The 23663-nt window shown below is 40.4% G+C and carries 20 protein-coding genes and 1 riboswitch; of the genes, 8 read left to right on the top strand and 12 right to left on the bottom strand.

Annotation, left to right across the window (positions count from 1 at the left end; all coding sequences use genetic code 11):
- Positions 1 to 107: 107 nt before the first annotated feature.
- On the bottom strand, positions 108 to 1574 hold the full coding sequence (gene guaB / locus Q0203_RS07410) for an IMP dehydrogenase (RefSeq protein WP_297930983.1): 1467 nt from the start codon (positions 1572 to 1574) through the stop codon (positions 108 to 110).
- 71 nt (positions 1575 to 1645) lie between these two features.
- Between guaB and birA the strand changes: the two genes are divergently transcribed.
- Positions 1646 to 2659 (top strand): bifunctional biotin--[acetyl-CoA-carboxylase] ligase/biotin operon repressor BirA, encoded by a 1014-nt coding sequence (gene birA, locus Q0203_RS07405; protein ID WP_297930980.1) that lies wholly within the window; start codon positions 1646 to 1648, stop codon positions 2657 to 2659.
- A 71-nt stretch (positions 2660 to 2730) separates the two neighbouring features.
- Here birA and trpA read toward each other — a convergent pair whose 3' ends face one another.
- The 10 genes from trpA to Q0203_RS07355 all read right to left on the bottom strand — a co-directional run bounded on the left by trpA (position 2731) and on the right by Q0203_RS07355 (position 14257).
- Positions 2731 to 3537, bottom strand: a complete 807-nt coding sequence (gene trpA / locus Q0203_RS07400) for a tryptophan synthase subunit alpha (protein ID WP_297930977.1) — start codon at positions 3535 to 3537, stop codon at positions 2731 to 2733.
- Positions 3534 to 4733, bottom strand: coding sequence for a tryptophan synthase subunit beta (gene trpB, locus Q0203_RS07395; RefSeq protein ID WP_297930974.1), 1200 nt, complete (start codon positions 4731 to 4733; stop codon positions 3534 to 3536). The genes trpA and trpB overlap by 4 nt, the downstream gene beginning before the upstream one ends.
- 9 nt (positions 4734 to 4742) lie before the next feature.
- Complete coding sequence (locus tag Q0203_RS07390) at positions 4743 to 5183, bottom strand: hypothetical protein (RefSeq protein WP_109103807.1); 441 nt, start codon at positions 5181 to 5183, stop codon at positions 4743 to 4745.
- Positions 5176 to 5931, bottom strand: a complete 756-nt coding sequence (locus Q0203_RS07385) for an SDR family oxidoreductase (protein ID WP_297930971.1) — start codon at positions 5929 to 5931, stop codon at positions 5176 to 5178. The genes Q0203_RS07390 and Q0203_RS07385 overlap by 8 nt, the downstream gene beginning before the upstream one ends.
- 241 nt (positions 5932 to 6172) lie before the next feature.
- Positions 6173 to 7684 (bottom strand): fused MFS/spermidine synthase, encoded by a 1512-nt coding sequence (locus tag Q0203_RS07380; RefSeq protein WP_297930969.1) that lies wholly within the window; start codon positions 7682 to 7684, stop codon positions 6173 to 6175.
- The gene (locus Q0203_RS07375; RefSeq protein ID WP_297930967.1) at positions 7671 to 8288 is read right to left on the bottom strand and encodes a fused MFS/spermidine synthase; all 618 of its coding nucleotides are present in this window, start codon (positions 8286 to 8288) and stop codon (positions 7671 to 7673) included. The genes Q0203_RS07380 and Q0203_RS07375 overlap by 14 nt, the downstream gene beginning before the upstream one ends.
- Positions 8289 to 8313: 25 nt before the next feature.
- Complete coding sequence (locus tag Q0203_RS07370; protein WP_366517301.1) at positions 8314 to 9939, bottom strand: sulfatase-like hydrolase/transferase; 1626 nt, start codon at positions 9937 to 9939, stop codon at positions 8314 to 8316.
- Positions 9940 to 10209: 270 nt separating this feature from the next.
- A complete protein-coding gene (ilvN, locus tag Q0203_RS07365; protein ID WP_021616948.1) occupies positions 10210 to 10701 on the bottom strand; it encodes an acetolactate synthase small subunit in 492 nt (163 codons plus the stop codon).
- The gene (locus Q0203_RS07360; protein ID WP_297930962.1) at positions 10701 to 12419 is read right to left on the bottom strand and encodes an acetolactate synthase 3 large subunit; all 1719 of its coding nucleotides are present in this window, start codon (positions 12417 to 12419) and stop codon (positions 10701 to 10703) included. Before Q0203_RS07360 ends, ilvN begins: the two co-directional genes overlap by 1 nt.
- Positions 12420 to 12724: 305 nt before the next feature.
- Positions 12725 to 14257, bottom strand: a complete 1533-nt coding sequence (locus Q0203_RS07355; protein WP_297930960.1) for a Na+/H+ antiporter NhaC family protein — start codon at positions 14255 to 14257, stop codon at positions 12725 to 12727.
- A 95-nt stretch (positions 14258 to 14352) separates the two neighbouring features.
- Positions 14353 to 14525, bottom strand: a riboswitch (Lysine riboswitch).
- Positions 14526 to 14686: 161 nt separating this feature from the next.
- On the opposite strand from Q0203_RS07355, the gene Q0203_RS07350 reads away from it, so the two are divergent.
- The 4 genes from Q0203_RS07350 to ftsH all read left to right on the top strand — a co-directional run bounded on the left by Q0203_RS07350 (position 14687) and on the right by ftsH (position 18733).
- Complete coding sequence (locus Q0203_RS07350) at positions 14687 to 15103, top strand: H-NS family nucleoid-associated regulatory protein (RefSeq protein ID WP_297930957.1); 417 nt, start codon at positions 14687 to 14689, stop codon at positions 15101 to 15103.
- A 68-nt stretch (positions 15104 to 15171) separates the two neighbouring features.
- On the top strand, positions 15172 to 16008 hold the full coding sequence (gene purU, locus Q0203_RS07345) for a formyltetrahydrofolate deformylase (RefSeq protein ID WP_297930954.1): 837 nt from the start codon (positions 15172 to 15174) through the stop codon (positions 16006 to 16008).
- 160 nt (positions 16009 to 16168) lie between these two features.
- Positions 16169 to 16798, top strand: a complete 630-nt coding sequence (gene rlmE / locus Q0203_RS07340) for a 23S rRNA (uridine(2552)-2'-O)-methyltransferase RlmE (protein WP_021616954.1) — start codon at positions 16169 to 16171, stop codon at positions 16796 to 16798.
- A gap of 114 nt (positions 16799 to 16912) precedes the next feature.
- Complete coding sequence (ftsH, locus tag Q0203_RS07335) at positions 16913 to 18733, top strand: ATP-dependent zinc metalloprotease FtsH (RefSeq protein WP_297930986.1); 1821 nt, start codon at positions 16913 to 16915, stop codon at positions 18731 to 18733.
- A gap of 88 nt (positions 18734 to 18821) precedes the next feature.
- Here the strand turns inward: ftsH and Q0203_RS07330 are convergent, their stop codons facing one another.
- The gene (locus Q0203_RS07330) at positions 18822 to 19268 is read right to left on the bottom strand and encodes a S24 family peptidase (protein WP_295975549.1); all 447 of its coding nucleotides are present in this window, start codon (positions 19266 to 19268) and stop codon (positions 18822 to 18824) included.
- Between the two features lie 227 nt (positions 19269 to 19495).
- On the opposite strand from Q0203_RS07330, the gene sstT reads away from it, so the two are divergent.
- The 3 genes from sstT to Q0203_RS07315 all read left to right on the top strand — a co-directional run bounded on the left by sstT (position 19496) and on the right by Q0203_RS07315 (position 23516).
- The gene (gene sstT / locus Q0203_RS07325) at positions 19496 to 20743 is read left to right on the top strand and encodes a serine/threonine transporter SstT (RefSeq protein ID WP_021616957.1); all 1248 of its coding nucleotides are present in this window, start codon (positions 19496 to 19498) and stop codon (positions 20741 to 20743) included.
- Between the two features lie 126 nt (positions 20744 to 20869).
- Positions 20870 to 21400, top strand: a complete 531-nt coding sequence (locus Q0203_RS07320; protein ID WP_297930949.1) for a hypothetical protein — start codon at positions 20870 to 20872, stop codon at positions 21398 to 21400.
- 172 nt (positions 21401 to 21572) lie between these two features.
- The gene (locus Q0203_RS07315) at positions 21573 to 23516 is read left to right on the top strand and encodes an ABC transporter ATP-binding protein (protein ID WP_297930946.1); all 1944 of its coding nucleotides are present in this window, start codon (positions 21573 to 21575) and stop codon (positions 23514 to 23516) included.
- Positions 23517 to 23663 lie beyond the last annotated feature (147 nt).

The following is a 23663-nucleotide window of genomic DNA, read 5'->3' as shown; positions in this document are numbered from 1 at the left end:
GGGATTTTAAGGTTTTTAATCGGTTAAATCTTTGTGCAACTGCTACATAATACCGAACTATTTTAAAAATCCACCGCACTTTTTTATTTATTACTCGAAACGCCCAATTAGCTCATGCGATAGTTTGGGGCTTCTTTGGTGATGGTGACATCGTGCACATGGCTTTCTTTAATGCCTGCACTACTGATGCGGACGAATTGGGCTTTTGTGCGTAAGTCATCAATGGTGGCGCAGCCGGTTAATCCCATGCAAGAACGCAATCCGCCCATTTGTTGGTGAATGATTTCTTTGAGCAAGCCTTTATAAGGAATACGGCCTTCAATACCTTCCGGTACTAATTTGTCGGCAGCGTTATCAGATTGGAAATAACGGTCGCTTGAGCCTTTCGCCATAGCACCAAGAGAGCCCATGCCACGGTAAGATTTGAACGCACGGCCTTGATACAGTTCAATTTCGCCCGGTGCTTCTTCTGTACCGGCAAACATGGAACCGACCATGACGCAGCTTGCGCCTGCAGCGAGGGCTTTGGCAATGTCGCCGGAGTAACGGATACCACCGTCAGCAATGACCGGAATACCACGATCTTTTAAGGCTTCAGCCGCATCAGAAATGGCGGTAATTTGTGGCACACCCACGCCGGTGACGATACGGGTGGTACAAATAGAGCCAGGGCCAATCCCTACTTTGACTGCACTAGCGCCGGCATCCGCCAAGGCAAGCGCACCTTCTGCGGTGGCAACGTTACCGGCAACAATCGGTAGATTCGGGTATTTTGCACGTGTTTCACGTACACGTTGTAACACGCCTTCGGAGTGGCCGTGAGAAGAGTCGATTAATAAGACATCGACGCCGGCCTGGACTAACGCATCAATGCGTTCTTCGTTGCCTGGGCCTGCGCCAACCGCTGCGCCGACGCGCAAACGACCGAATTCGTCTTTACAGGCATTCGGTTTTTGTTCTGCTTTTTGATAGTCTTTTAAGGTAATCATGCCTTTTAATTTGAAGTTATCATCAACAATTAACACTTTCTCTACGCGATGTTCGTGCATTAATTGGAAAATCTCTTCACGTTTTGCTCCTTCTTTAGCTGTAACCAAACGAGATTTCGGTGTCATGAAATCGGCAACGGTTTTGTTTAAATCAGAGACAAAGCGGGTATCGCGACCGGTGATAATACCGACTAAATTACCTTCAGCATCGACAACCGGATAACCGGCAAAGCCATTTTTCTGTGCAATGGCTTTTAATTCGCTGATGGTCAATGTTGGTGGCACCGTAATGGGATCGGAAACCACGCCGCTTTCAAATTTTTTCACTTTACGCACGCGATCCACTTGGCGTTCAATGGACATATTTTTATGAATAAAGCCAATACCGCCTTCTTGTGCAAGGGAAATGGCCAGTTTGGTTTCGGTGACGGTATCCATTGCCGCTGACAACATAGGAATATTTAAACGAATCGTTGAGGTTAATTGAGTAGAAAGGTTAGCTGTGTTCGGTAACACAGTGGAGTGGGCTGGAACAAGAAGAACGTCGTCAAATGTGAGTGCTTCTTTTAAGATGCGTAATGCCATTGCAATATCTCTCTTTAAGTTAAAAATGATGAAAAAATATTGCGGGCGGATTATACAGATCCATCCTGTATTTGAAAAGAAAAAATGATAAAAAATTTGCGTTTTTAGCGTATGATAACCACCGTTTAAACGCTGAAAAACAGGAAGGATTTATGGCGAAATTACTAGAATTACTGACAAGCGATGTAGAAAATTCATTGGAAAATTTGACCGCACTTTTAGCTTGCAGCAAAGAGGAATTATTAGCAGAAGTGCGCCAGATGGAGCAACAAGGACTGTATTTTGCGTTAGAAAATGATCATCTTTATTTGATCCCTGAATTACCTTTATTAAATGAAAAACGCCTAGCGGAGGCGTTGAAACCTTATCAGGTGGTGGTTAAACCGGTCATTTCTTCAACCAATCAATATTTATTAGAGCATGTTGCGCATCTTAAAAAGGGTGATCTTTGCTTGGCTGAATATCAAACCGCCGGGCGTGGTCGTCGTGGGAGGCAATGGATTTCGCCTTTTGCCGGGCAAATTATCATGAGTTTTTACTGGCAATTGGATCCTCGTAAACCTCTAGATGGGTTAAGTACCGTGATTGGCTTGGCGATTGTGCAAGCATTGGTTGAATTGGATATGTACGGTTTTCAAGTGAAATGGCCGAATGATATTTTGGTCAATGACCGAAAACTTGCCGGCATTTTGGTGGAAATCGTTAACCAACCTAACGGTAAACTGAATTTGGTTGTTGGTATCGGCATGAATGTTTCTCTTGGTCAAGAAAAACAAATCGATCAACCTTGGGCTGAGTTGACGGAGTTTTTCCCACATATTGATCGAGAGAAACTGATCATACAAATGGTCAATACCATTTATTGTTATTTAGCGCGTTTTGAACAGCATGGTATTGATGCGGAAATGCAACAACAATGGCTGGAATATGATGCCTATTTAGGCACGGAAGTGAATGTGATAAGCGAAAAAAGTACCATTTCAGGTATTGAACAGGGGATTAATGCACAAGGTCATTTATGTCTCATGACAGAAAAGGGTGTGCAATATTTTAATGCAGGCGAAGTCTCGTTACGGAAAAAGTAAAAGGTTGTAAAAAAGCACCTTAGCAAAGGTTAATTCGTTAAGGTGCCATATTTAATGGAATTATTTTTCCACTATTTCGTGGCGGCTTTCATGCTGCGAACAAACTCAGCGAGTTCCGTTAAACATTGGGGGTGATTTTCTAAATTTCGTTCAATGATTTTTACGGTTGCTGAACCGGAAATCGCGCCGGCTGCGCCAAGTTGAAGCGCTTCTTTGACTTGCGCTGGTTGGGCGATGCCGAAACCTTGTAGAATAGGCGGAGCATGGTGAGCCTTGAGTTGTTCTACAAGGGTATCTAAGTTAGCCGCGTGAGCTTGGTTTTCTGCGCTGGTTACGCCAGCACGAGAGACCAAATACGTATAACCTTTACTGCTTTCAGCCACACCTTGAATCGTTTTTTGATCCGCATTCGGCGGGCAAATAAAGACGGGTTGAACACCGTGTTTTTTGGCTGCTTGGACATAGTCTTCTTTTGCCAATAATGGAATATCCGCCACTAAAACGGCATCCACACCGACTTCCGCACAACGTTGATAAAAATTATTCAAGCCTTTGGCAAAAATTAAATTCGCGCAAAGTAATAGGCTAATTGGAATCTCGGGGTATTTTGACCGCACTTTGGCAAGCAATTTAAAGCTGTCTTCCGTGCTATGGCCCGCATTGAGCGCACGATTATTGGCTGCCTGAATAACAGGGCCGTCTAATAACGGATCAGAAAACGGGAAGCCCAATTCCAATGCGTCCGCGCCGTTATCGACGAGGGTACAAATAATCTCAAAAGAACGGTCAAAGGTTGGATCGCATAAGGTAACGAAAGGAACGAATGCGCCTTCCTTTTTTGCGCGTAATCGGGAAAAGGTCATTTCAAAACGGCTCATAATTGCATTCCTTTTTCGTTTAAAATTTTATCTACGGTGAAAATGTCTTTATCCCCACGACCGGATAAATTCACCACCAAAATTTGTGCTTTATTGGGTTCCTGATGAATCATTTTTAATGCGTGCGCCAGAGCATGAGAACTTTCTAATGCAGGAATAATGCCTTCATGTTTTGCCAGTGCTTGGAACGCATTTAAGGCTTCATCATCGGTAATGCTTGGGTATTCCGCGCGACCAATGCTTTGCAAATAAGCGTGTTGCGGGCCGACAGAAGGGAAGTCTAGCCCGGCAGAAATGGAGTAGGATTCTTCCACTTGGCCGTCTTCTGTTTGCATTAACGGCGACTTCATCCCGAAATAAATACCGACTTTGGCATGGCCTAATGGAGCGCCATGTTCACCTGTTTCAATGCCATGGCCGGCAGGTTCGACGCCAATTAAACGCACATTCGGTTCATCAATGAAATCCGTAAACATACCGATTGCATTTGAACCGCCACCTACCGCTGCAATCACCGCATCCGGCAAACGACCTTCTTTTTCTAAGATTTGACGTTTGGTTTCTTCGCCAATCATTTTTTGGAATTCGCGTACAATGGTTGGGAAGGGGTGAGGGCCTGCCGCCGTACCTAGAAGATAATGGGTGTTTTCATAATTTGCCGACCAATCACGCATGGCTTCACAGCACGCATCTTTTAAGGAGCAAGAACCTTTTTGCACCGGCACTACTTCAGCCCCCATTAAGCGCATACGGAACACATTTGGTGATTGGCGTTCTACATCTTTTGCTCCCATATAAATACGGCAAGGCATATCCAACATGGCACAAGCAAGGGCCGTCGCGACACCGTGTTGACCTGCGCCGGTTTCCGCAATAATGCGGGTTTTCCCCATACGTTTTGCCAGTAAAATCTGACCTAAAACTTGGTTGGTTTTGTGGGCACCGCCGTGGAGTAAATCTTCCCGTTTTAAATAAATTTTTGCTTTGGTGCCTTTGGTTAAGTTACGGCAAAGCGTAAGTGCGGTCGGTCTGCCGGCATAATTTTTCAGGAGATCCTGAAATTCACGTTGAAATTCGGGATCGTCTTTGGCTTCAACAAACGCTTTTTCTAATTGTTGAAGCACAGGCACTAAAATTTCCGGCACATACATTCCGCCAAATTCCCCAAAATAAGGGTTTAAAATCGTGTCTGACATAGGCTTTCCTTATGACATTAAAAACAGGCTGTCGTAGATTTTGTAGAAATTTATGACAGCGAATAAAACAACAAATACACTTGAAATCAGTTGAATTAACCAAAAAATTGCCCAAAGTAAAAAGGTTGCCATCGGGCTAAAACCAATCTCGGCAAGGATATTTTGTTGCTTTAAGTAAAAACTCCGTAAACTGAGTAAGTAAGCCGAGAGCATAATTAACAATGGAATGGCGACAAAGCAGCGGATGACATAATAGACGATGTCGATTAAATCAGGCTCATTAATGTAGAAAAATAATCCTTTTCTAAACTCCGGATCTTTAATGTATTCCGTCATCACCATATACAGCACAAAAAACAGCAAGGCAGGCGTTAGCCCACGTAAAAAGGCCAAATAAGGCTCAGTAATTTCAGTTAAAAAACGGGAAAGTTTGCTGGGCGACTTAGTCATTTTTGCTTACTTTTAACGGGTTAAAGGTTTGTGCTGTCGGCATGACTTCAATTCGGTTAATGTTTACGTGCTCCGGTTGTTGGTTAAGCCATAACACGATATTGGCAATATCTTGCGGCGTGACATATTGTACGTTTTCATACACTTGTGCTGCACGGGCATCATCGCCTTTAAAGCGCACGTTAGAAAATTCCGTGCCACCACATAAACCGGGTTCTATATTGGAAACACGCACATTGGTGCCGGCCAAATCTGCGCGGAGGTTTAAACTGAATTGTTTCACGAAAGCTTTCGTGCCGCCGTAAACGTTACCGCCCGGATAGGCATAATTACCGGCAATAGAGCCTAAATTGATGATATGCCCTTGATTACGCGCCACCATTTGCGGCAAAACCAAACGGGTTACGGTGACCAAACCTTTCACGTTGGTATCGATCATTTTTTCCCAGTCATCTAAATCGGACTTATCCGCTGTTTCTAAGCCAAGAGCAAGGCCTGCGTTATTCACCAATAAATCAATGGCTTGTAATTCTGCCGGCAGTGTTTTTAATGCCTTTTCAGCTGCGTGACGATCCGAAATATCGAATGCGAGAGGGAAGAATTGTTTGCCGTATTCTTGTTCTAATTGCGCTAAACGTTCTTGTCTTCTTCCTGTACCAATCACTAAATAGCCCGCTTTTAATAACGTGTGGCAAATGGCGTTCCCAAAACCGGCAGTAGCGCCTGTCACCAATGCAATTTTTGTCATGTATATTTCTCCTTATTGTGGAATTGGGGTACGGAAAAATTCATTTAGAAAAATGACCGCACTTTCTATGATGAACAATATACTACTACACTAGTACAGAAAAATACAAGGCGTTGACAAAGAAATTTACAAAAGAGTAAAGAAAAGTGCGGTGGGTTTTTGGTTTATTTTTCAGTAAAAGAGGAAAAGGGCGTTTGAGATAAAAATTAAGGAGGTGTTGAAACCTCCTTAATTTGAGGGATTATTTATTTAAAAGGCCATATTTGTATTCAGTAATCATATTAGCGTCAGTGATGATTTCAGGTTTGCGATTTAATTCTGAAAAATCTATTTTTTCATATGGGATTAATGGTTTGCCAAGAATTTGGTTTGTACCATTTTCTAAGGCTTCTTGTGAATTAAATACCGGTTGGCCATCTTCCCACTTTAATCGGGACAGATTGTGTTCCACTTGCTCTTTAGTTAGCTCAGTCATCGGGTTAAGCGAAGCTAATGACATATTCATGTAGCTATAACTGTATGGGAAGACTACTTTTGAAGTATAGTGTGCATCAAGCGAGCTGGTCGTATTAAAATAAATAAAGCCATTCGGATTTAAATGCGCTTTCGTTAAGGTTAAAAATTCTTTACTCAGCATGTTGGTGGAATAATTGCGCCAGTGGAATGTCATATTCATCAGGATAAAATCAAATTTTTTCTCCGGATTTTTATTTAACCAACGACGACCATCATCCGTAATCAGATTAACGCGTTTATCTTGTAGGAATTTTTGCATTTCAGGGTACATACCGGCAAGCTGCGGATACGCCGGATTAAGTTCAATGACCGTCATGGATTCTAATTCCGGCATGGAGGTAAGCACCCTTGTCCATGATGCTGTACTTAAGCCAATTACTAAAATATTTTTGGCGTGAGGCGCAATAACCGGTAATAAGTAGGCGCGTTCAATACCATTATGGTTACGCGTCAAGCTGGTATTTAACATTCCATCATAAACGTTCGTGCCAAAAACAAGTTCGTCGTTTTCGTCATTTAAATAAACTTGAATAAAGCCATGTTTATTTTCAATTAACTTCTCTAATTTTAACGGTTTTCCATCATCATCCGTTCTTTGTGCCAGTGAATGAATGATTTCTTCAGGTGCAGTAAAGGCTGTTATAATCACAATTACAGTTGCAAGAGTTGTGGCCATTTTTAACCATTTCTCTTTTACACAAAATACAGCAGTAATCAACGTTGTCAATATAATAAGGAAATAAGTTTGTTGTGTGGTAAAAATATCTAAAAGATAAAAACCGATTAATATCGGTGAAATGGTACAGCCCAGAACATTGGCGAAATATACGTTGGAAATAGCGGCACCGGTTTTCTTTTGTTCAGCACCGAGATGATGCACGATAGGGAAAACCACACCGCGTGCTAAGGCACAAAAGAAAATAGACACGATAAAGATGCCGAATATGCCTTGAAGTGGGAAGAAAATTAACAGAGCAATCGCCAGGCAATCAAGGAGAGAAGAAAAGATAAACGAGTATCCGATATAGTTAATATTCCCTTTGCCGGACTGACACAATCTTTTACCTACAAGCGATCCACAAGCAATACCTAATAAAAACAATGCTAGTGTTAGAGAAAAAATTTGTGGCAAGGTGGCGCCATAGAAACTAAAAAGTCGAATCCAAATGACTTCAAGCCCTAGACTTAAGAAACCACTTAAGAATGACAATATTATTGCTTTTTTAGTTATTGTCATGATTTACTCCTTTTCTTCCGTATTTAAAGAAAATAATGATTGCGACAAGGCAATTAATGATAGCCGCTAAGTAGATGACTTGTGTAATGGTTAAGTGATTAAATAAAATAAAACCAGTACTTATACAAGCAAATGCAGCACCTAAGGTGTTGGTAAAATATAACCAGCCGATATTATTTCCAATATTATCAAAATGTTGGTTTAAGTATTGAGTTAATAGAGGTAATGTACTTCCCATGAGGAAGGTGGGAAAAAGGAGCAATACAAAATTAGAGAAAGCAACGGTAACAATGCTTGAATGCAAGAATAGATTTTTTGTTAACTCTATTAGCGTTGGACTGGCAAAACCAAAAACACCAATACCAATTTCGGTGAGTGCAAAATAGAAAATAATGTGTTTGGGGAATTTGTCGGCGATACGGCCACCAAAATAAGCGCCGATACCGAGGCCGGCCATAAAGACAGCTATAATGATGGTGATGGATTCTAAATCCACACCAAAGGCAGTAAATAATATTCTCTGCCATGCGATTTGATAGATTAATGCGGCAAAGCCTGACATAAAAAAGACGACTTTTACTGTTGTAGCACTATATTGATTCATCATGTCATCCTAAGTAAGTTGTGGATTAAAGTTGTGGAATATTATCTGTTTTTAATGAGTCATAAGGAATATTGTCTTGGAAGTTAAACACTTTAATTTCTTCATCGTCTTTATTTGAGAAAAAATCGTAGTGATTATTTAATTCTTCGGTTTGTATTCCTAGCCATTGAGAGAACCCATAGATAAAGTTAAATGCGCTTCTTTTTATATTAACTACTTCTCTTGTATTGTCATCGCTAGAGATTTTGACAAAAGGGACATCAAAGTTTTGTTTATATTTATCGCCAAAATCTAAATCAACCTCTTTTTTATCTTCTTTGTTAATATGCGATAATCCATGATCTGAAAAATAAATTAATGAGTAAGGTTCATTTTGTTCTTTTAATAAAGTCACTGTTTCCTCAATGAATTTATCTGTTTTTAAAATTGTATTTACATAACAAGATAGGCTCTCATTAATAAATTCCAGTTTTTTCTCTTCTTCTTTAAGTCGCTGACAAAAATTACGATGTGAACCCATTAAATGAATGACAAATAGCCTTACATTATTTGAGTAGGTTTTTTCTTTAAATCGAATTTTTAATTCATCTAACAATTTCATATCATCGGCATTATTTGTTGAAAAGCCGCCTTTTTTAGTAAAATAGTGGAAGTCTGCACTGATACCTAAACGACTGGTTAGCGTATCATATTTGCCAATGCTACCTTGATTTGATAGCCAAAAAGTTTTTATTCCTGCCATTTTAGCCAACGTAATAATATTGTAGGAATAATCTTTTTTACCTTTTCTCTTGGATTTAAAATGCAATGAGTTTAACAATGAATGGTAAGTAGCCGGTGCGCTGGAAACATAACCTGCATTAATGTAGCCGGTCGTTTTATCTAAAAATGGAGTAGTAGGTAAATTAAAACCATAAGTTGACATATAATCTCTTCTGGCACTTTCACCAATAATTAGAACATAGTTTTTATATTGAGGTTGGGCTGAAATGATATGCCAGGGAGGAGAAATATTCTGTACATTTTCAAGATCGCTTTTATCTTGATAGTAATCAATAATACTTTCAATAATATTTGCATAAAATGCAATAAGGTTTACAGGACTATTAGCTAATGTCCAATGTGAATCGATTTGATCTTCTGATTTGTTTTCAAAGTAGAATTTAGTTGGCACCCAAACTGTACTGAATATTGCCAATATAGTAAGAATAATGTTTAATATTCTCTTTTCTTTTATTTCTTTTTCTGATGTTTTATCTTGTGGATTAACAGATTTTCTTAGTTTGTATAAGATGAACGTTGAGAATATAAATAATAGCGGTAAATTAAATTGATCAAACTTAAGTTTTCCTAAAAACTCAAAGGATTCAGCTGGATTCGTTTCAAAAAATGCAGCGACCACGCCTGAATTTAATTTTCCATAGGATAAATAAACAGGATAGTAAAGTGATAATGTGATGACAATAAAAGTAAGAAAATACCAAAATACTTTTTGGTTAAATGAAAAAATCAAGTAGTAGAGAATATATATAACAAATAATCCGTAAAAGATGCTATCTTCGGGAGAAATGGTTTGTGTGAGAAAGGAAAGCCAAAAAAGCCACAGCCAAAATAGACGAGAATGTAGATAATTAAAGAATTTTTTAAGCATAAGTAAATGAAATGTAAAAAATTTCCTTATTCTATACTTAATGACTTATTGACTCAATGATTATTATGGATGGCAGTGTAAAGATTTGTTAAAGTTTTGTCAGTTTTTGTTTGTATGTAACGAGAGAAGCTATAACTTATTAAGCCCCGTGAATGGGGCTTAAGTAAGTATGATTATGCTATTTTCAGAATTTTTTTGGTTAAAAATAGATTAAATTTCTTTTGCAAAAAATATTCCGAATTTTGACCGCACTTTGTGTTTATTTATTGACTATAAATAGCCTTTTTCTCCACGTGGTAAGCTCACCAAACCGGAACGGACGATTTCGATGACAACGGCTTCTTCTTTCAGAGTGTTTACAAAGGCATCAAGTTTATCTTTAGTGCCGGTGAGTTGGATAATGTAAGACTTCGTGGTAACGTCTACAATTTGTGCACGGAAAATATCCGTCAAACGTTTCAGTTCTTCCCGCGCAACGCCTTGCGCACGAACTTTAATTAACATCACTTCACGCTCAACGTGTTCACTGTCGCTTAAATTAATCACTTTGAACACATCCACCAATTTGTGCAATTGCTTTTCAATTTGCTCCAACACTTGTTCATCGCCGTAGGTTTCGATAGTCATACGGGATAATGTTGGATCATCTGTGGGGGCCACAGTCAGGCTTTCGATGTTGAAAGCGCGTTGTGAGAATAAGGCGACGACGCGGGATAACGCGCCTGATTCATTTTCGAGTAATACGGATAAGATTCTACGCATTATGCATTCTCCGGTTTAGTTAAAATCATTTCATTCATGGCGCCTCCACGCACTTGCATTGGGTAAACGTGTTCGTTGGCATCAACGTTGATGTCAACAAAGACCAGTTTATTTTTAATGCTGAACGCTTGTTTAAGCTTTTCTTCCAATTCTTCCGATTTGGCGATTTGAATTCCCACATGATCGTAGGCTTCTGCTAATTTTACGAAATCCGGCAATGAATTCATGTAAGTTTGTGAATGGCGACCGGAATAAATCAAATCCTGCCATTGTTTCACCATGCCGAGGAAATGGTTGTTCAAACAAATGACGACGATAGGAATATCATACTGTTTGGCGGTAGAAAGCTCCTGAATGTTCATTTGAATACTCCCATCACCGGTAATACAAACTACCGTTGCTTTTGGATCGGCCAGTTTGACGCCAAGTGCTGCAGGCAAACCGAAGCCCATAGTACCGAGCCCACCGGAGTTGATCCAACGACGTGGTTTGTCGAACGGGTAGTGTAATGCAGCGAACATTTGATGTTGCCCTACATCCGATGCCATATAAGCATTACCTTGAGTTAAACGATAGATGGTTTCAATCACTTGCTGAGGTTTGATTACGCCGCTGTGATGATCGAAATCTAAGCATTTCACGGCTTTCCATTGTTCGATTTGTTTCCACCAATCCGTTAAATCCGATTGAGACTTCGCAAGGTTTTCATCTTCTAATAAGGATAAAAATTCCTCTAATACGCTTTCTGCGCTGCCGACAATCGGAATCGCCACCGGTACGGTTTTGGAAATGGAGGTGGGATCCACATCCACATGAATCACTTTGGCATGTGGGCAATATTTTGCGAGATTATTGGTGGTGCGATCGTCAAAGCGAACGCCGATACCTAAAATCAAGTCGCTGTTATGCATTGCCGTATTGGCTTCATAAGTGCCGTGCATACCAAGCATCCCGAGGAATTGTCTATCCGTGCCCGGGAATGCGCCTAGACCCATAAGAGAAGAGGTGACTGGCAAATTTAACTGTTTAGCAAAGCGTGTTAAGGCATCGTGGCAGTTGGCTGAAATCACACCACCGCCCACGAAAAGCACCGGTTTTTTTGCCACCAATAAGGCTTTTAAGGCTTTTTTGATTTGCCCTTTGTGACCTTGCACCGTTGGGCTGTAAGAACGCAAAGTGACTTCTTCCGGATAAGTGTAGGCAAATTTGTTTAATGGATTAACAACATCTTTTGGTAAATCAATGACCACAGGGCCGGGGCGGCCGGTGGAGGCAATATAAAAGGCTTTCTTAATAATGGTCGGAATGTCTTCCGAGTTTTTAACTAAAAAGCTGTGTTTCACGACCGGACGGGAGATGCCTATCATGTCGCATTCTTGGAAGGCATCGCTACCAATTAACCCTGATGGAACTTGTCCGGAAAGCACCACTAACGGAATGGAATCCGCATACGCCGTGGCAATACCGGTAATGGCATTGGTGGCGCCTGGGCCAGAGGTGACTAAAACACAACCCACTTTGCCGGTAGCTCGTGCATAGCCGTCAGCCATGTGTACTGCCGCTTGTTCGTGGCGTACTAAAATGTGTTCGATGCCCCCTAAAGTATGGATTGCATCGTAAATATCTAAAACCGCCCCACCTGGGTAACCAAATAAAAATTCAACACCTTGATCACGCAAGGATTGAACGACCATTTCTGCTCCCGATAATTTCTTCATTTTTACCTCTTCCTATTTGCTTTAAAAAGTATCGCTTTTTTTGACCGCACTTTTATACCGATAGTATAAGTTTGGTTCATTACGGATTATTCTTAACGAAAAGAGGTTTGCTTGTCTATTGAAAAGTTAAGCGAGGATTTGGGTTTTTAGCCTATTTTGCAATATAAAATTCTGCATAAGTTTACATGTTTGAAATTTTATAAATTAACTTTTAGTTTGGATAGGAAAAATGCGACTTTATGTCGCATTTTATAAAAATTACAGAATTTAATTTTAAATTTGATTTTTGTGCGCGAGATCACAATTTATCGCTTTTTAAAGATAAACACGAGTAAGGTGAGCACGGCACCTGTAGTGATAAAACCAAGTAAGCCGGAGTAGGTGAACCCCACTACAACATAACCTGCAATAGTTGCTATTGCCACAGTAAGGGCATAAGGCAATTGGGAGGTGACGTGATCCATGTGGTCGCATTTCGCCCCAGTGGAAGACAAAATGGTTGTATCGGATACTGGGGAGCAATGGTCACCACAAACGGCTCCTGCCATGACGGCAGATAAGCAAGGTAGCATAAATTCTACAGAACCCGGCATTGCGTGAGAAGCAATCGCAGCAGCGATTGGCAACATAATACCGAAGGTTCCCCAGCTGGTGCCGGTGGAGAATGCCATAACGGATGCCAAAATAAATAAAAGTGCAGGTAATAAGGCAAGTGGCAATGTATCAGAAACTAAAGACGCTAAATAAGCACCGGTTTTCACATCACTTACCACATTATTAATTGTCCATGCGAAGAATAGAATGAGAATTGCACCGGACATGGATTTAATTCCCACGCCCCAAGCTTTAACATATTCGGGAACATTCACCAAACGATCGGCAAAAATACACAGTGATGCAACCAAAACCGCACTTAAACCCCCGGTAACTAATGACACGCCAACAGTGGTATTTTCAAATGCTCCTAAGATAGAGAAAGGCTTGCCGTCAGCTGCTAGGGCTTCATTACCGGTATACATCATGGCAGAAACGGTCACGATAATTAAGGTTAAAATCGGTAATACAAGATTACGTACATGGCCTTTTACCTCAGAAGATTGCGTTTCGGTAATCTCTTCTGCACTTAGTGCTAATTTTTCATGTTTTGCCATCGCACCGATATCAAAAGAAAAATAGGCAACAAAAAAGACCATGATAATTGAGAAAATTGCGTAATAGTTCATGGCGCTCATTGCCATAAACGCTCCAATGGGTGAGTAGCCGGTAATGGAGTAGGTAGCTAATAAACCTGCAATAAGCGTAATAATGTAAGCGCCCCAGCTGGATACCGGCATTAATACGCACATTGGCGCAGCAGTCGAATCTAAAATATAAGCTAATTTCGCGCGAGAAACTTTGAATTTATCGGTAATTGGACGCGCAATCGCACCCACTGCTAAGCTGTGGAAATAATCATCAATAAAGGTGATAAAAACTAAAGAGGCTGCCACTAATTTAGCACCACGGCGACCTTTGATGTGCTTTTGCGCCCATTCAGCAAAGGCTCGGTTACTGCCGGACATGCTTAAAAGTGCGGTCAAAACGCCAAGCAATAATAAGAAAAGAAGAATGTTAATGTTGTTGCTATTTAATCCATCTTCTTTAATGAAGAGGGAAGCAATATTATTTTTTAAATACACTAAGGTATTTAACGGTTCAAAATTTGCCAGCATGGCGGCGCCGACTAAGATACCCACGCTCAAAGAAAGGAGCACTTTACGTGTAATAATCGCTAATGCTAATGCAAGCAATGGGGGAATAATTGACCAAATTGACGATGAATAATCGATGAGTTCCATATGGTGTTCTACCTAAAATTAAGGGAGAACCACTGACTTTAAATACTTAGAATAACTAGAAATAATTTAAAAAGGCAGGCAAATAAAGACCTAACCTAACCAGTAGCGCTCCATAGTTTGATTGACTATGACAGTGACGGTTCTTTCGAAGACGCCACCAACCAGCTAAAACGACTCTTAACTGATTTCGGCAAACGTTCCTTTCCATTTTCTTCATCGTTATCCACTCTGAAAATATACTTATAACGTTTGCACCTCTACGTATGTATAGGACGCTATAAGACTACAATAAAAACAGAGAAATGCCAATATAAAAGAGATGTCATTGATATAAAATAATTTAAGAAATAGATATTTACCTTGGTATATAATTTGTTTATCATAATTTGGATTCCAGTTTACTTATATTAATACCAGAGGAGAAAATTAATGAGTGAAGTGTTGAAAGTATTGTCTAATATTCGTAGCTTGCGTCTTGCTACGCGTGATTTTTCTGTAGAGCAATTAGAAAATCTTCTTGAAAAGATTGAGACGCTTGTTTCTGAGAAAAAAGTAGAGTTAGCGAAAGCTCAAGAAGAAGAAAATGCACGCCAAGAACGGATCGCAAAATATAAAGAATTACTTGAAAAAGAAGGAATTTCTAGACAAGAATTAGCTGAAATTTTAGGCTTGGATGTCTCTGAAAAAGTCAGCGGTGTTTCTAAAAAACGTTCAACAAGACCCGCAAAATATCAATATGTTGATGAAAATGGCGTAACAAAAACGTGGACCGGTCAAGGCAGAACACCGAAGGCAATTCAGGCGCAATTAGATCAAGGAAAGCCTTTGTCCTCTTTTGAAATTTAATTGATAATAATGACTAAAAGAGACCCATTTTTATGGGTTTCTTTTTTTATCAAGATGACACAGAATTTATGATTGAGAATAAAATACTATTAACCGACTGTTCGGATGCGATTGGGTTAATCTCCAAAATTACCAATATTTGTTATAAGCACCAATTAAATATTGTGCATAATAATGAATTTGTTGATTTTGAAACTAAGCATTTTTTCATGCGTACGGAACTCCAAGGCATTTTTAATGAAGAAACCTTGTTGGCCGATTTGGCACTGAGTCTGCCGGAAGGGACGAATTGCCACCTACTCAGTACAAAACGTAAACGAATTGTGATTTTAGTCACGAAAGAAGCGCATTGTTTAGGCGATATTTTGATGAAAAATTACTATGGCGGTCTTGATGTGGAGATTGCTGCAGTGATTGGAAATCATGAAGCATTGCGTACATTGGCAGAACGTTTTGATGTGCCCTATTTTTGCATTAGTCATCAGAATTTGACTCGTGAAGAACACGATGCATTGCTCGCCGAAAAAATTGACGAATTTGCTCCGGATTACATTGTGCTGGCGAAGTATATGCGCGTGTTAAATCCAAAATTTGTGGCACGTTATCCTAATCGAGTGATTAATATTCACCATTCATTCTTACCGGCATTTATTGGTGCGAGACCGTATCAACAAGCTTATGAGCGCGGTGTAAAAATTATTGGTGCAACAGCACATTTTATTAATAATGAATTGGATCAAGGTCCGATTATTATGCAAAATGTGATCAATATTGACCATACTTATAGCGCGGAAGCCATGATGAAGGCTGGACGCGATGTAGAAAAAACAGTATTGAGCCGAGCCTTAGATTTGGCATTGCACGATCGCATTTTCGTCTATAAGAATAAAACGATCATTTTATAGACCGCACTTTAATTGTTACAATAAGTACCTTTCTGATTTACGCCACCTTTCTGTCAAAAATCGAGGAAAGGTGGATTTTTTTATTAATGATGATTTGAGGCTTGAAAAGTCAATCTTAAGCCTTTATATACAAGAACATTAAAAAAACATAAGACAGGTTATGGGCAAGAAAAAACGCTCGGCGAGTTCTACTCGCTGGTTAAATGAACATTTTAAAGATCCTTTTGTACAAAAAGCGCATAAACAAAAATTGCGTTCCCGTGCATATTTTAAACTTGATGAAATCCAACAAACGGACCGTTTGTTTAAACCGGGTATGACAGTAGTCGATCTTGGTGCCGCACCGGGCGGTTGGTCGCAGTATGTCGTGAGTCAAATCGGTCGAAATGGGCGGGTTATCGCGTGCGATATTTTGGAAATGGATCCCATTGTCGGCGTAGATTTTCTGCAAGGGGATTTCCGTGATGAAAATGTGTTGAATACTTTGCTAGAGCGCGTTGGTGAAGAAAAAGTCGATGTGGTGATGTCGGATATGGCACCGAATTTCAGTGGAATGCCGTCAGTAGATATTCCACGCGCAATGTATTTGGTTGAGCTGGCATTGGATATGTGCAAACAGGTGTTGGCAAACAAAGGTAGTTTTGTTGTAAAAGTTTTTCAGGGTGAAGGTTTTGATGAATACTTAAAAGAGATTCGTTCTCTCTTTAGTGTGGTAAAAGTTCGGAAACCTGAGGCCTCTCGAGATCGTTCTCGGGAAGTTTATATCGTTGCAAGCGGCTATAAGTTTTAATGGTGAAGTCACAAAGAAAGACAATCAATTTGATAACTTTCACTTTCGAAACAAATATAGTAACCTTGCGACATTTTATTAACTTTATAAGTATGGAGTAATGCCTTGAACGATATGGTAAAAAGTTTAATTCTTTGGTTTGTTGTTGCTGCCGTAATGATAACGGCATATCAAAGTTTTAATTCGGCTTCTAACGGCAATGTAACGGACTATACCACTTTTATTACTGATATTGAAAATGGTCAGGTGCGTCAGGCTAAGTTTGAAGACAATGAAATTTTAGTTACCAAAGCAGATGGAGCTAAATATACCACTGTCATTCCTTTAGAAGATAAAAACTTATTGAATGATTTATTAAATAAAAAAGTCAAAGTAGAAGGCACCCCTCAGGAGAGAAGAGGATTATTATCTCAAATCTTGATTGCTTGGTTCCCGATGCTGTTATTAATTGGCGTTTGGGTTTTCTTCATGCGTCAAATGCAAGGCGGTGGTGGTAAAGCCATGAGCTTTGGTAAAAGCCGCGCGCGTATGATGACACAAGAGCAAATTAAAACCACTTTTGCAGATGTAGCCGGTTGTGATGAAGCAAAAGAAGAAGTGGCTGAAATTGTTGATTTCTTGCGTGAGCCAAAAAAATTCCAAAATCTTGGCGGTAAAATTCCAAAAGGGATTTTAATGGTGGGGCCTCCAGGTACCGGTAAAACCTTATTGGCGAAAGCCATTGCCGGGGAAGCAAAAGTGCCTTTCTTCACGATTTCCGGTTCTGATTTCGTAGAAATGTTTGTGGGGGTCGGGGCTTCTCGTGTGCGCGATATGTTTGAACAAGCGAAGAAAAATGCACCTTGTTTGATTTTTATTGATGAAATTGATGCTGTTGGCCGCCAACGTGGTGCTGGTCTTGGTGGTGGTCATGATGAACGCGAGCAAACCTTAAACCAAATGTTGGTTGAAATGGATGGATTTGAAGGTAATGAAGGCGTTATCGTGATTGCTGCAACTAACCGTCCGGATGTTTTAGACCCTGCGTTAACCCGCCCGGGGCGTTTCGACCGTCAAGTGGTGGTTGGATTGCCTGATGTGAAAGGTCGTGAGCAAATTCTTAAAGTTCACATGCGAAAAGTACCTATTGGGCCGGATGTGGATGCAATGACGCTTGCGCGTGGTACGCCAGGTTATTCCGGTGCGGATTTGGCAAACTTGGTGAATGAGGCGGCGTTATTTGCTGCACGTACCAATAAACGTACTGTGACAATGGTTGAGTTTGAAAAAGCCAAAGATAAAATCAACATGGGACCTGAACGTCGCACCATGATCATGACTGATAAGCAAAAAGAGTCCACCGCCTATCATGAAGCGGGTCATGCCATTGTTGGTTATTTGGTGCCGGAACACGATCCTGTGCATAAAGTGACAATCATTCCACGCGGACGTGCTTTAGGTGTAACCTTCTTCTTACCGGAAGGCGACCAAGTCAGCATCAGTCAAAAACAATTGGAAAGTAAACTTTCTACATTGTATGCAGGGCGTTTAGCAGAAGACTTGATTTACGGCGAAGAAAATATTTCTACAGGTGCTTCTAACGATATTAAAGTGGCAACTAATATTGCTCGTAACATGGTGACTCAATGGGGTTTCTCCGATAAACTGGGCCCAATTCTTTATACTGAGGATGAAGGGGAAGTGTTCTTGGGACGTTCCATGGCGAAAGCAAAACACATGTCTGATGAAACTGCGCATGTGATCGATGAGGAAGTCCGTGCGATTGTGACTCGTAACTATGAACGTGCGAGACAAATTTTGATCGACAATATGGATATTTTACACGCCATGAAAGATGCGTTAGTAAAATATGAAACCATTGAAGAAGAGCAAATCAAACAGTTGATGAATCGCCAACCGGTTACACCGCCGGCAGGCTGGGAAGAATCTAAATAGCGAGTATTTCGTTTAGTTTAGCTGCCTTCACAAGGCTTATGTATTCCTTGTGAAGGCAGTGATTTAATAAGCCATAAGAAAGGAAGATTTACGCAATAAAATGCGTTCTTTTTCGAGGGAGTTGGTGAATAATGTTTGTGACCACCCCAACGATAGGAAGATTATTCCAGTTAGACGTTTTAATATTTTCTTTGTCTTTATCTAACGACAAAAAGACGAATTCGCCGTCTGTATAAGCGATCAATTCATAAAGACAAAAATTATTTTCAATTTCCATCACCACGAATTCTCCGATAAATACCTTATCACTCTTTTCAACGACTAACATATCACCCGCTTCAATTCCCCATGCTAATAGATTGGGATTGGAGATATGAATAAAACATGTCTGTTTTGGGTGTTTTACACAATACAAGTTAAGGTCGAGTTTTTTGCGATAGTGGAATTTTTCTGATTTTTGTTCTTCAAAAAAAGGAAGCGGTTGATAGGATGAACCGCTGTAGTTCATTGAAACAAGCGTATTATTGTTATTCATGGTAATTCCTTAGCGTAAGCCTAAATTTTCTATATTTCAATTTTACTGTGTTTATATACAGTATGTCAACATATTGCTGTACTTTCTCATCTTGCTTATGCCAATAAAAATTTGATCTGTTCTGTTTTCTTTAATTGAAATTTAGGCTATCTTTAATTCCCTCAGGGGAATCACATGTGATTCAAAGACTCATCGCAACTTTATTTGCACAACATCATTAATTTAATATGAAAACATCACGTTTAATTTCTTTATTTTTTCAGGGCAATTTGGTCAAACGGATTGCCATCGGCTTGGTTTTAGGTATCGTTGTTGCTCTCGTTACGCCTATTTTGGAACCATCACTCGGTTTTAACTTGGCAAGCGAAGTCGGCGTACTTGGCCAGATCTTTGTGCGCTCACTCCGCGCAGTTGCGCCATTATTAATTTTTGTTTTAGTTATGGCGGCAATTGCCAATAAAAAGGTGGGAACACAAACCAGCATGAAATCCATCATTGTGCTTTATTTGCTAGGTACTTTCTTGGCCGCATTAGTCGCCGTAATTGCCTCTTTCTTATTTCCGGTGGAAGTGGCACTTTCTGTCAAAGAAGATATCGCGTCGGCACCTAAAGGGGTTGGCACAGTGTTATTAGATCTTGTATTTAATGTCGTGGACAACCCGCTAAATGCCATTTTTAAAGCGAATTTTATTGGTGTATTGGCGTGGTCAATCGGTTTAGGCTTAGCACTTCGTCATGCCTCAGACACAACAAAAAATGTGGTATCAGATTTTTCTGAAGCCGTGTCTAAGATTGTTTATGTCATCATCACATTTGCTCCTATTGGTGTATTTGGCTTGGTTGCTCAAACACTTGCAGATAAAGGATTAGTAGCGTTAGGCGGTTATGCTCAGTTATTAAGTGTTTTAATTGGTGCAATGCTATTTGTCGCCTTTGTCGTGAATCCAATTTTAGTTTTCTGGAAAATTCGCCGTAACCCTTATCCACTTGTTTGGACTTGTTTGCGTGAAAGTGGATTAACCGCATTTTTTACCCGTAGTTCAGCAGCAAATATTCCGGTGAATATTAATTTGGCAAAACGTTTGAATTTAGACGAAGAAACTTATTCTGTGTCTATTCCGTTAGGCGCGACCATTAATATGGCCGGTGCGGCAATTACCATTACGATTCTTACACTTGCGGCAGCGAATACATTAGGCATTGAGGTTTCTTTCAGTAGTGCAATTTTACTTAGTATTGTTGCAAGTTTATGCGCGTGTGGTGCTTCTGGTGTGGCCGGTGGATCCTTGCTATTGATTCCTTTAGCCTGTAGCTTATTCGGTATTTCCGATGATGTCGCTGCGCAAATGATTGGAGTTGGCTTTATTATTGGTATCCTGCAAGATTCAACTGAAACCGCATTGAACTCTTCCACAGATGTTCTGTTTACAGCGGCAGCCTGTATTGCAGATGAAAATAAGAAAACAACAGCATAATTGCAGAGAAAGGGTAGAGGTGTTCTACCCTTTGTCTTTTATGGATATATAAAATCTCATTTATTTTGCTAAGGGGATCGGGTAGAATTTCAGAAAAATAAACAGCTTAATAAGGTAGTTACGATAATGAAATTAATGAAAGTCATCGCTTTAGTCTCGTTTGCTTCTATTGTAGTGGTCGGTACAGCGCTGGCGGCGAAACAAGGGATAAAACCCAAAGAATCGGAATCCGCCTCTTCAGCACCACAGGCAACGCAAACCGCACAGAAGAATACGAATGACACGCCTCTCTCGTTTTTCCAAAAACACGTTAATATCCATTTTGAAGAGCGGAAATTTATTGTTAACGAAGATAACCAAGCGTATGTTCTGGCGAAATATTCTATTGAGAATCTGGGGAATAAGCCGATCAAATCGCTTTACTGGATTGCATCATATTGGCATGACCAACACATGCTTTATTCTCAGGATATTCCTCTCGATTTTGCAAAACCGCTAGCTGCGAAATCTAAAGCGACAGTCAACTTACGCATTCCGTTTAATAAAATTCAAGATGAATACCGCACGTTGTTTACTAATTCACAGGATGTCTCCGTGTATTCTGTTCCTCGTAGTGTAACCTTTGTGGATGGACAACAAATCAATGTCGCGAATTAATTGACGTTGACATAAAACGCAAAATATCTTGAGGGTATTTTGCGTTTTGTTTTTTTCCTTAGCGCACAAAATGTGTGGCTAAAGATGATCGAGATTTGATATTGGCAATATCATTGCGTTAAAAGTGCGGTCATTTTTTCACTATTTTTTCATTTTTTATAGGATTTTTTTTGTGGCACTTATCAGCTTAACTAACGGATATCTTTCTTTCAGCGATGCCCCTTTATTGGATCATGCAGAGCTACATATTGAACCTAACGAACGCGTCTGTTTAGTCGGTCGCAACGGCGCAGGCAAATCTACGTTGCTTAAAATCATTGCCGGCGATGTCATCATGGATGATGGCAAAGTACAGTATGAAAAAGACTTGGTCGTGTCTCGTTTAGAGCAGGATCCGCCGCGCCATGCAGAAGGCAATGTGTTTGATTATGTGGCGGAAGGGATTGAGCATTTGGCAGATTTATTGAAGGAATACCATCATATTTCCGTGCAGCTAGAGCAGCATTACAGCGAGCAGACGTTAAACCAACTTGCCCAAATTCAAGCGAAATTGGAACATGCTAATGGTTGGCAGTTTGAAAATAAAATCAATGAAGTGTTACAAAAACTTGAATTAAATCCGAATACGAAACTTGCTGATTTATCCGGTGGTTGGTTGCGTAAAGCCGCTTTGGCGCGCGCCTTAGTGTGTAACCCGGATGTGTTGTTGTTAGATGAGCCGACTAACCACTTGGATGTGGATGCCATCGAATGGCTGGAAAATTTCCTGATGGAATTTGACGGGAGCATTGTGTTTATTTCTCACGACCGTTCTTTCATTCGCAAAATGGCGACTCGCATCGTGGATTTAGATCGCGGCAAATTGGTGTCTTACCCCGGCAACTACGATTTATACCTTACCGCGAAAGAAGAAAACTTGCGGGTAGAAGCGTTACAAAATGAGTTATTTGATAAACGCTTAGCGCAAGAAGAAGTCTGGATTCGCCAAGGCATCAAAGCCCGTCGCACCCGTAATGAAGGACGCGTGCGCGCGTTAAAAGCCATGCGCGAAGAACGTCGCCAACGTCGTGACGTGATGGGCACCGCAAAATTGCAATTAGACACGTCCAGCCGCTCCGGCAAAATCGTATTTGAAATGGAAAACGTCAGTTATGACATTGACGGCAAACAATTACTTAAAGATTTTAGTACCACCATTTTACGCGGCGACAAAATCGCTTTAGTCGGCCCGAACGGGTGTGGTAAAACCACCTTTATCAAATTGTTGCTCGGTGAAATTCAACCGACAAGCGGCTCCATTCGCTGCGGAACCAAATTAGACATTGCTTATTTCGACCAATACCGTGCCGATCTTGATCCGGAAAAATCCGTGATGGATAACGTTGCCGATGGCAAGCAGGACGTGGAAGTCAACGGCATCAAACGCCATGTGTTGGGCTATTTGCAAGATTTCTTGTTCCCACCGAAACGCGCCATGACGCCGGTAAAAGCCCTTTCCGGTGGTGAACGCAATCGTCTGTTATTGGCAAAATTATTATTAAAACCGAATAATTTATTGATTCTTGACGAACCGACCAACGACTTGGACGTAGAAACCTTGGAGCTTTTGGAAGAAATCCTCACCGATTACCAAGGCACATTGATCATCGTCAGCCACGACCGTCAATTTATCGACAACACCGCGACGGAATGCTACATCTTTGAAGGCGATGGTGTGCTAAACAAATATGTCGGAGGCTTCTTCGATGCCAAGCAGCAACAAGCCAATTATTTTGCTCAAAAAGCTGAACAGAACACAGAGAAACAGAAAAAAGTTGAGCCGAAAAAAGAAGAAAGTGCGGTGGAAAATAAACAGGTTTCCAACAAATCCAAATCCGTTAAACTTTCTTACAAAGAACAGCGCGAACTGGAACAGCTTCCGCAACTGTTGGAAGATTTAGAAGAAAAAATCACCGCACTTCAAACCGAAATCGGTGACCCGAATTTCTTCCAACAATCTCACGATGTGACGGATGCCAAATTGAAAGCGTTGGCAGATGCCGAAGCCGAACTGGAAACCGCATTTATGCGTTGGGAAGCATTGGAAGAAAAGAAAAATTTAGCAGAAGGAAAGTAGCTGAGTTTTAGGAAGCAAATAACAATCCACACGTAAAACGTGCGGTTTTTAGGCTTCCCTATAAGGGCCTATACTTCACAAGCCTCTCAAGAGGCTTGTGAAAACCGGTCACCGTGTTTATTTTCATATCACTATTTTAGTGAATCG

The organism is uncultured Aggregatibacter sp., assembly GCF_938046485.1.
Taxonomy (GTDB): domain Bacteria; phylum Pseudomonadota; class Gammaproteobacteria; order Enterobacterales; family Pasteurellaceae; genus Aggregatibacter.
The sequence above is the reverse complement of the archived record's forward strand: the minus strand, read 5'-3'. Positions and strand labels throughout refer to the sequence as shown.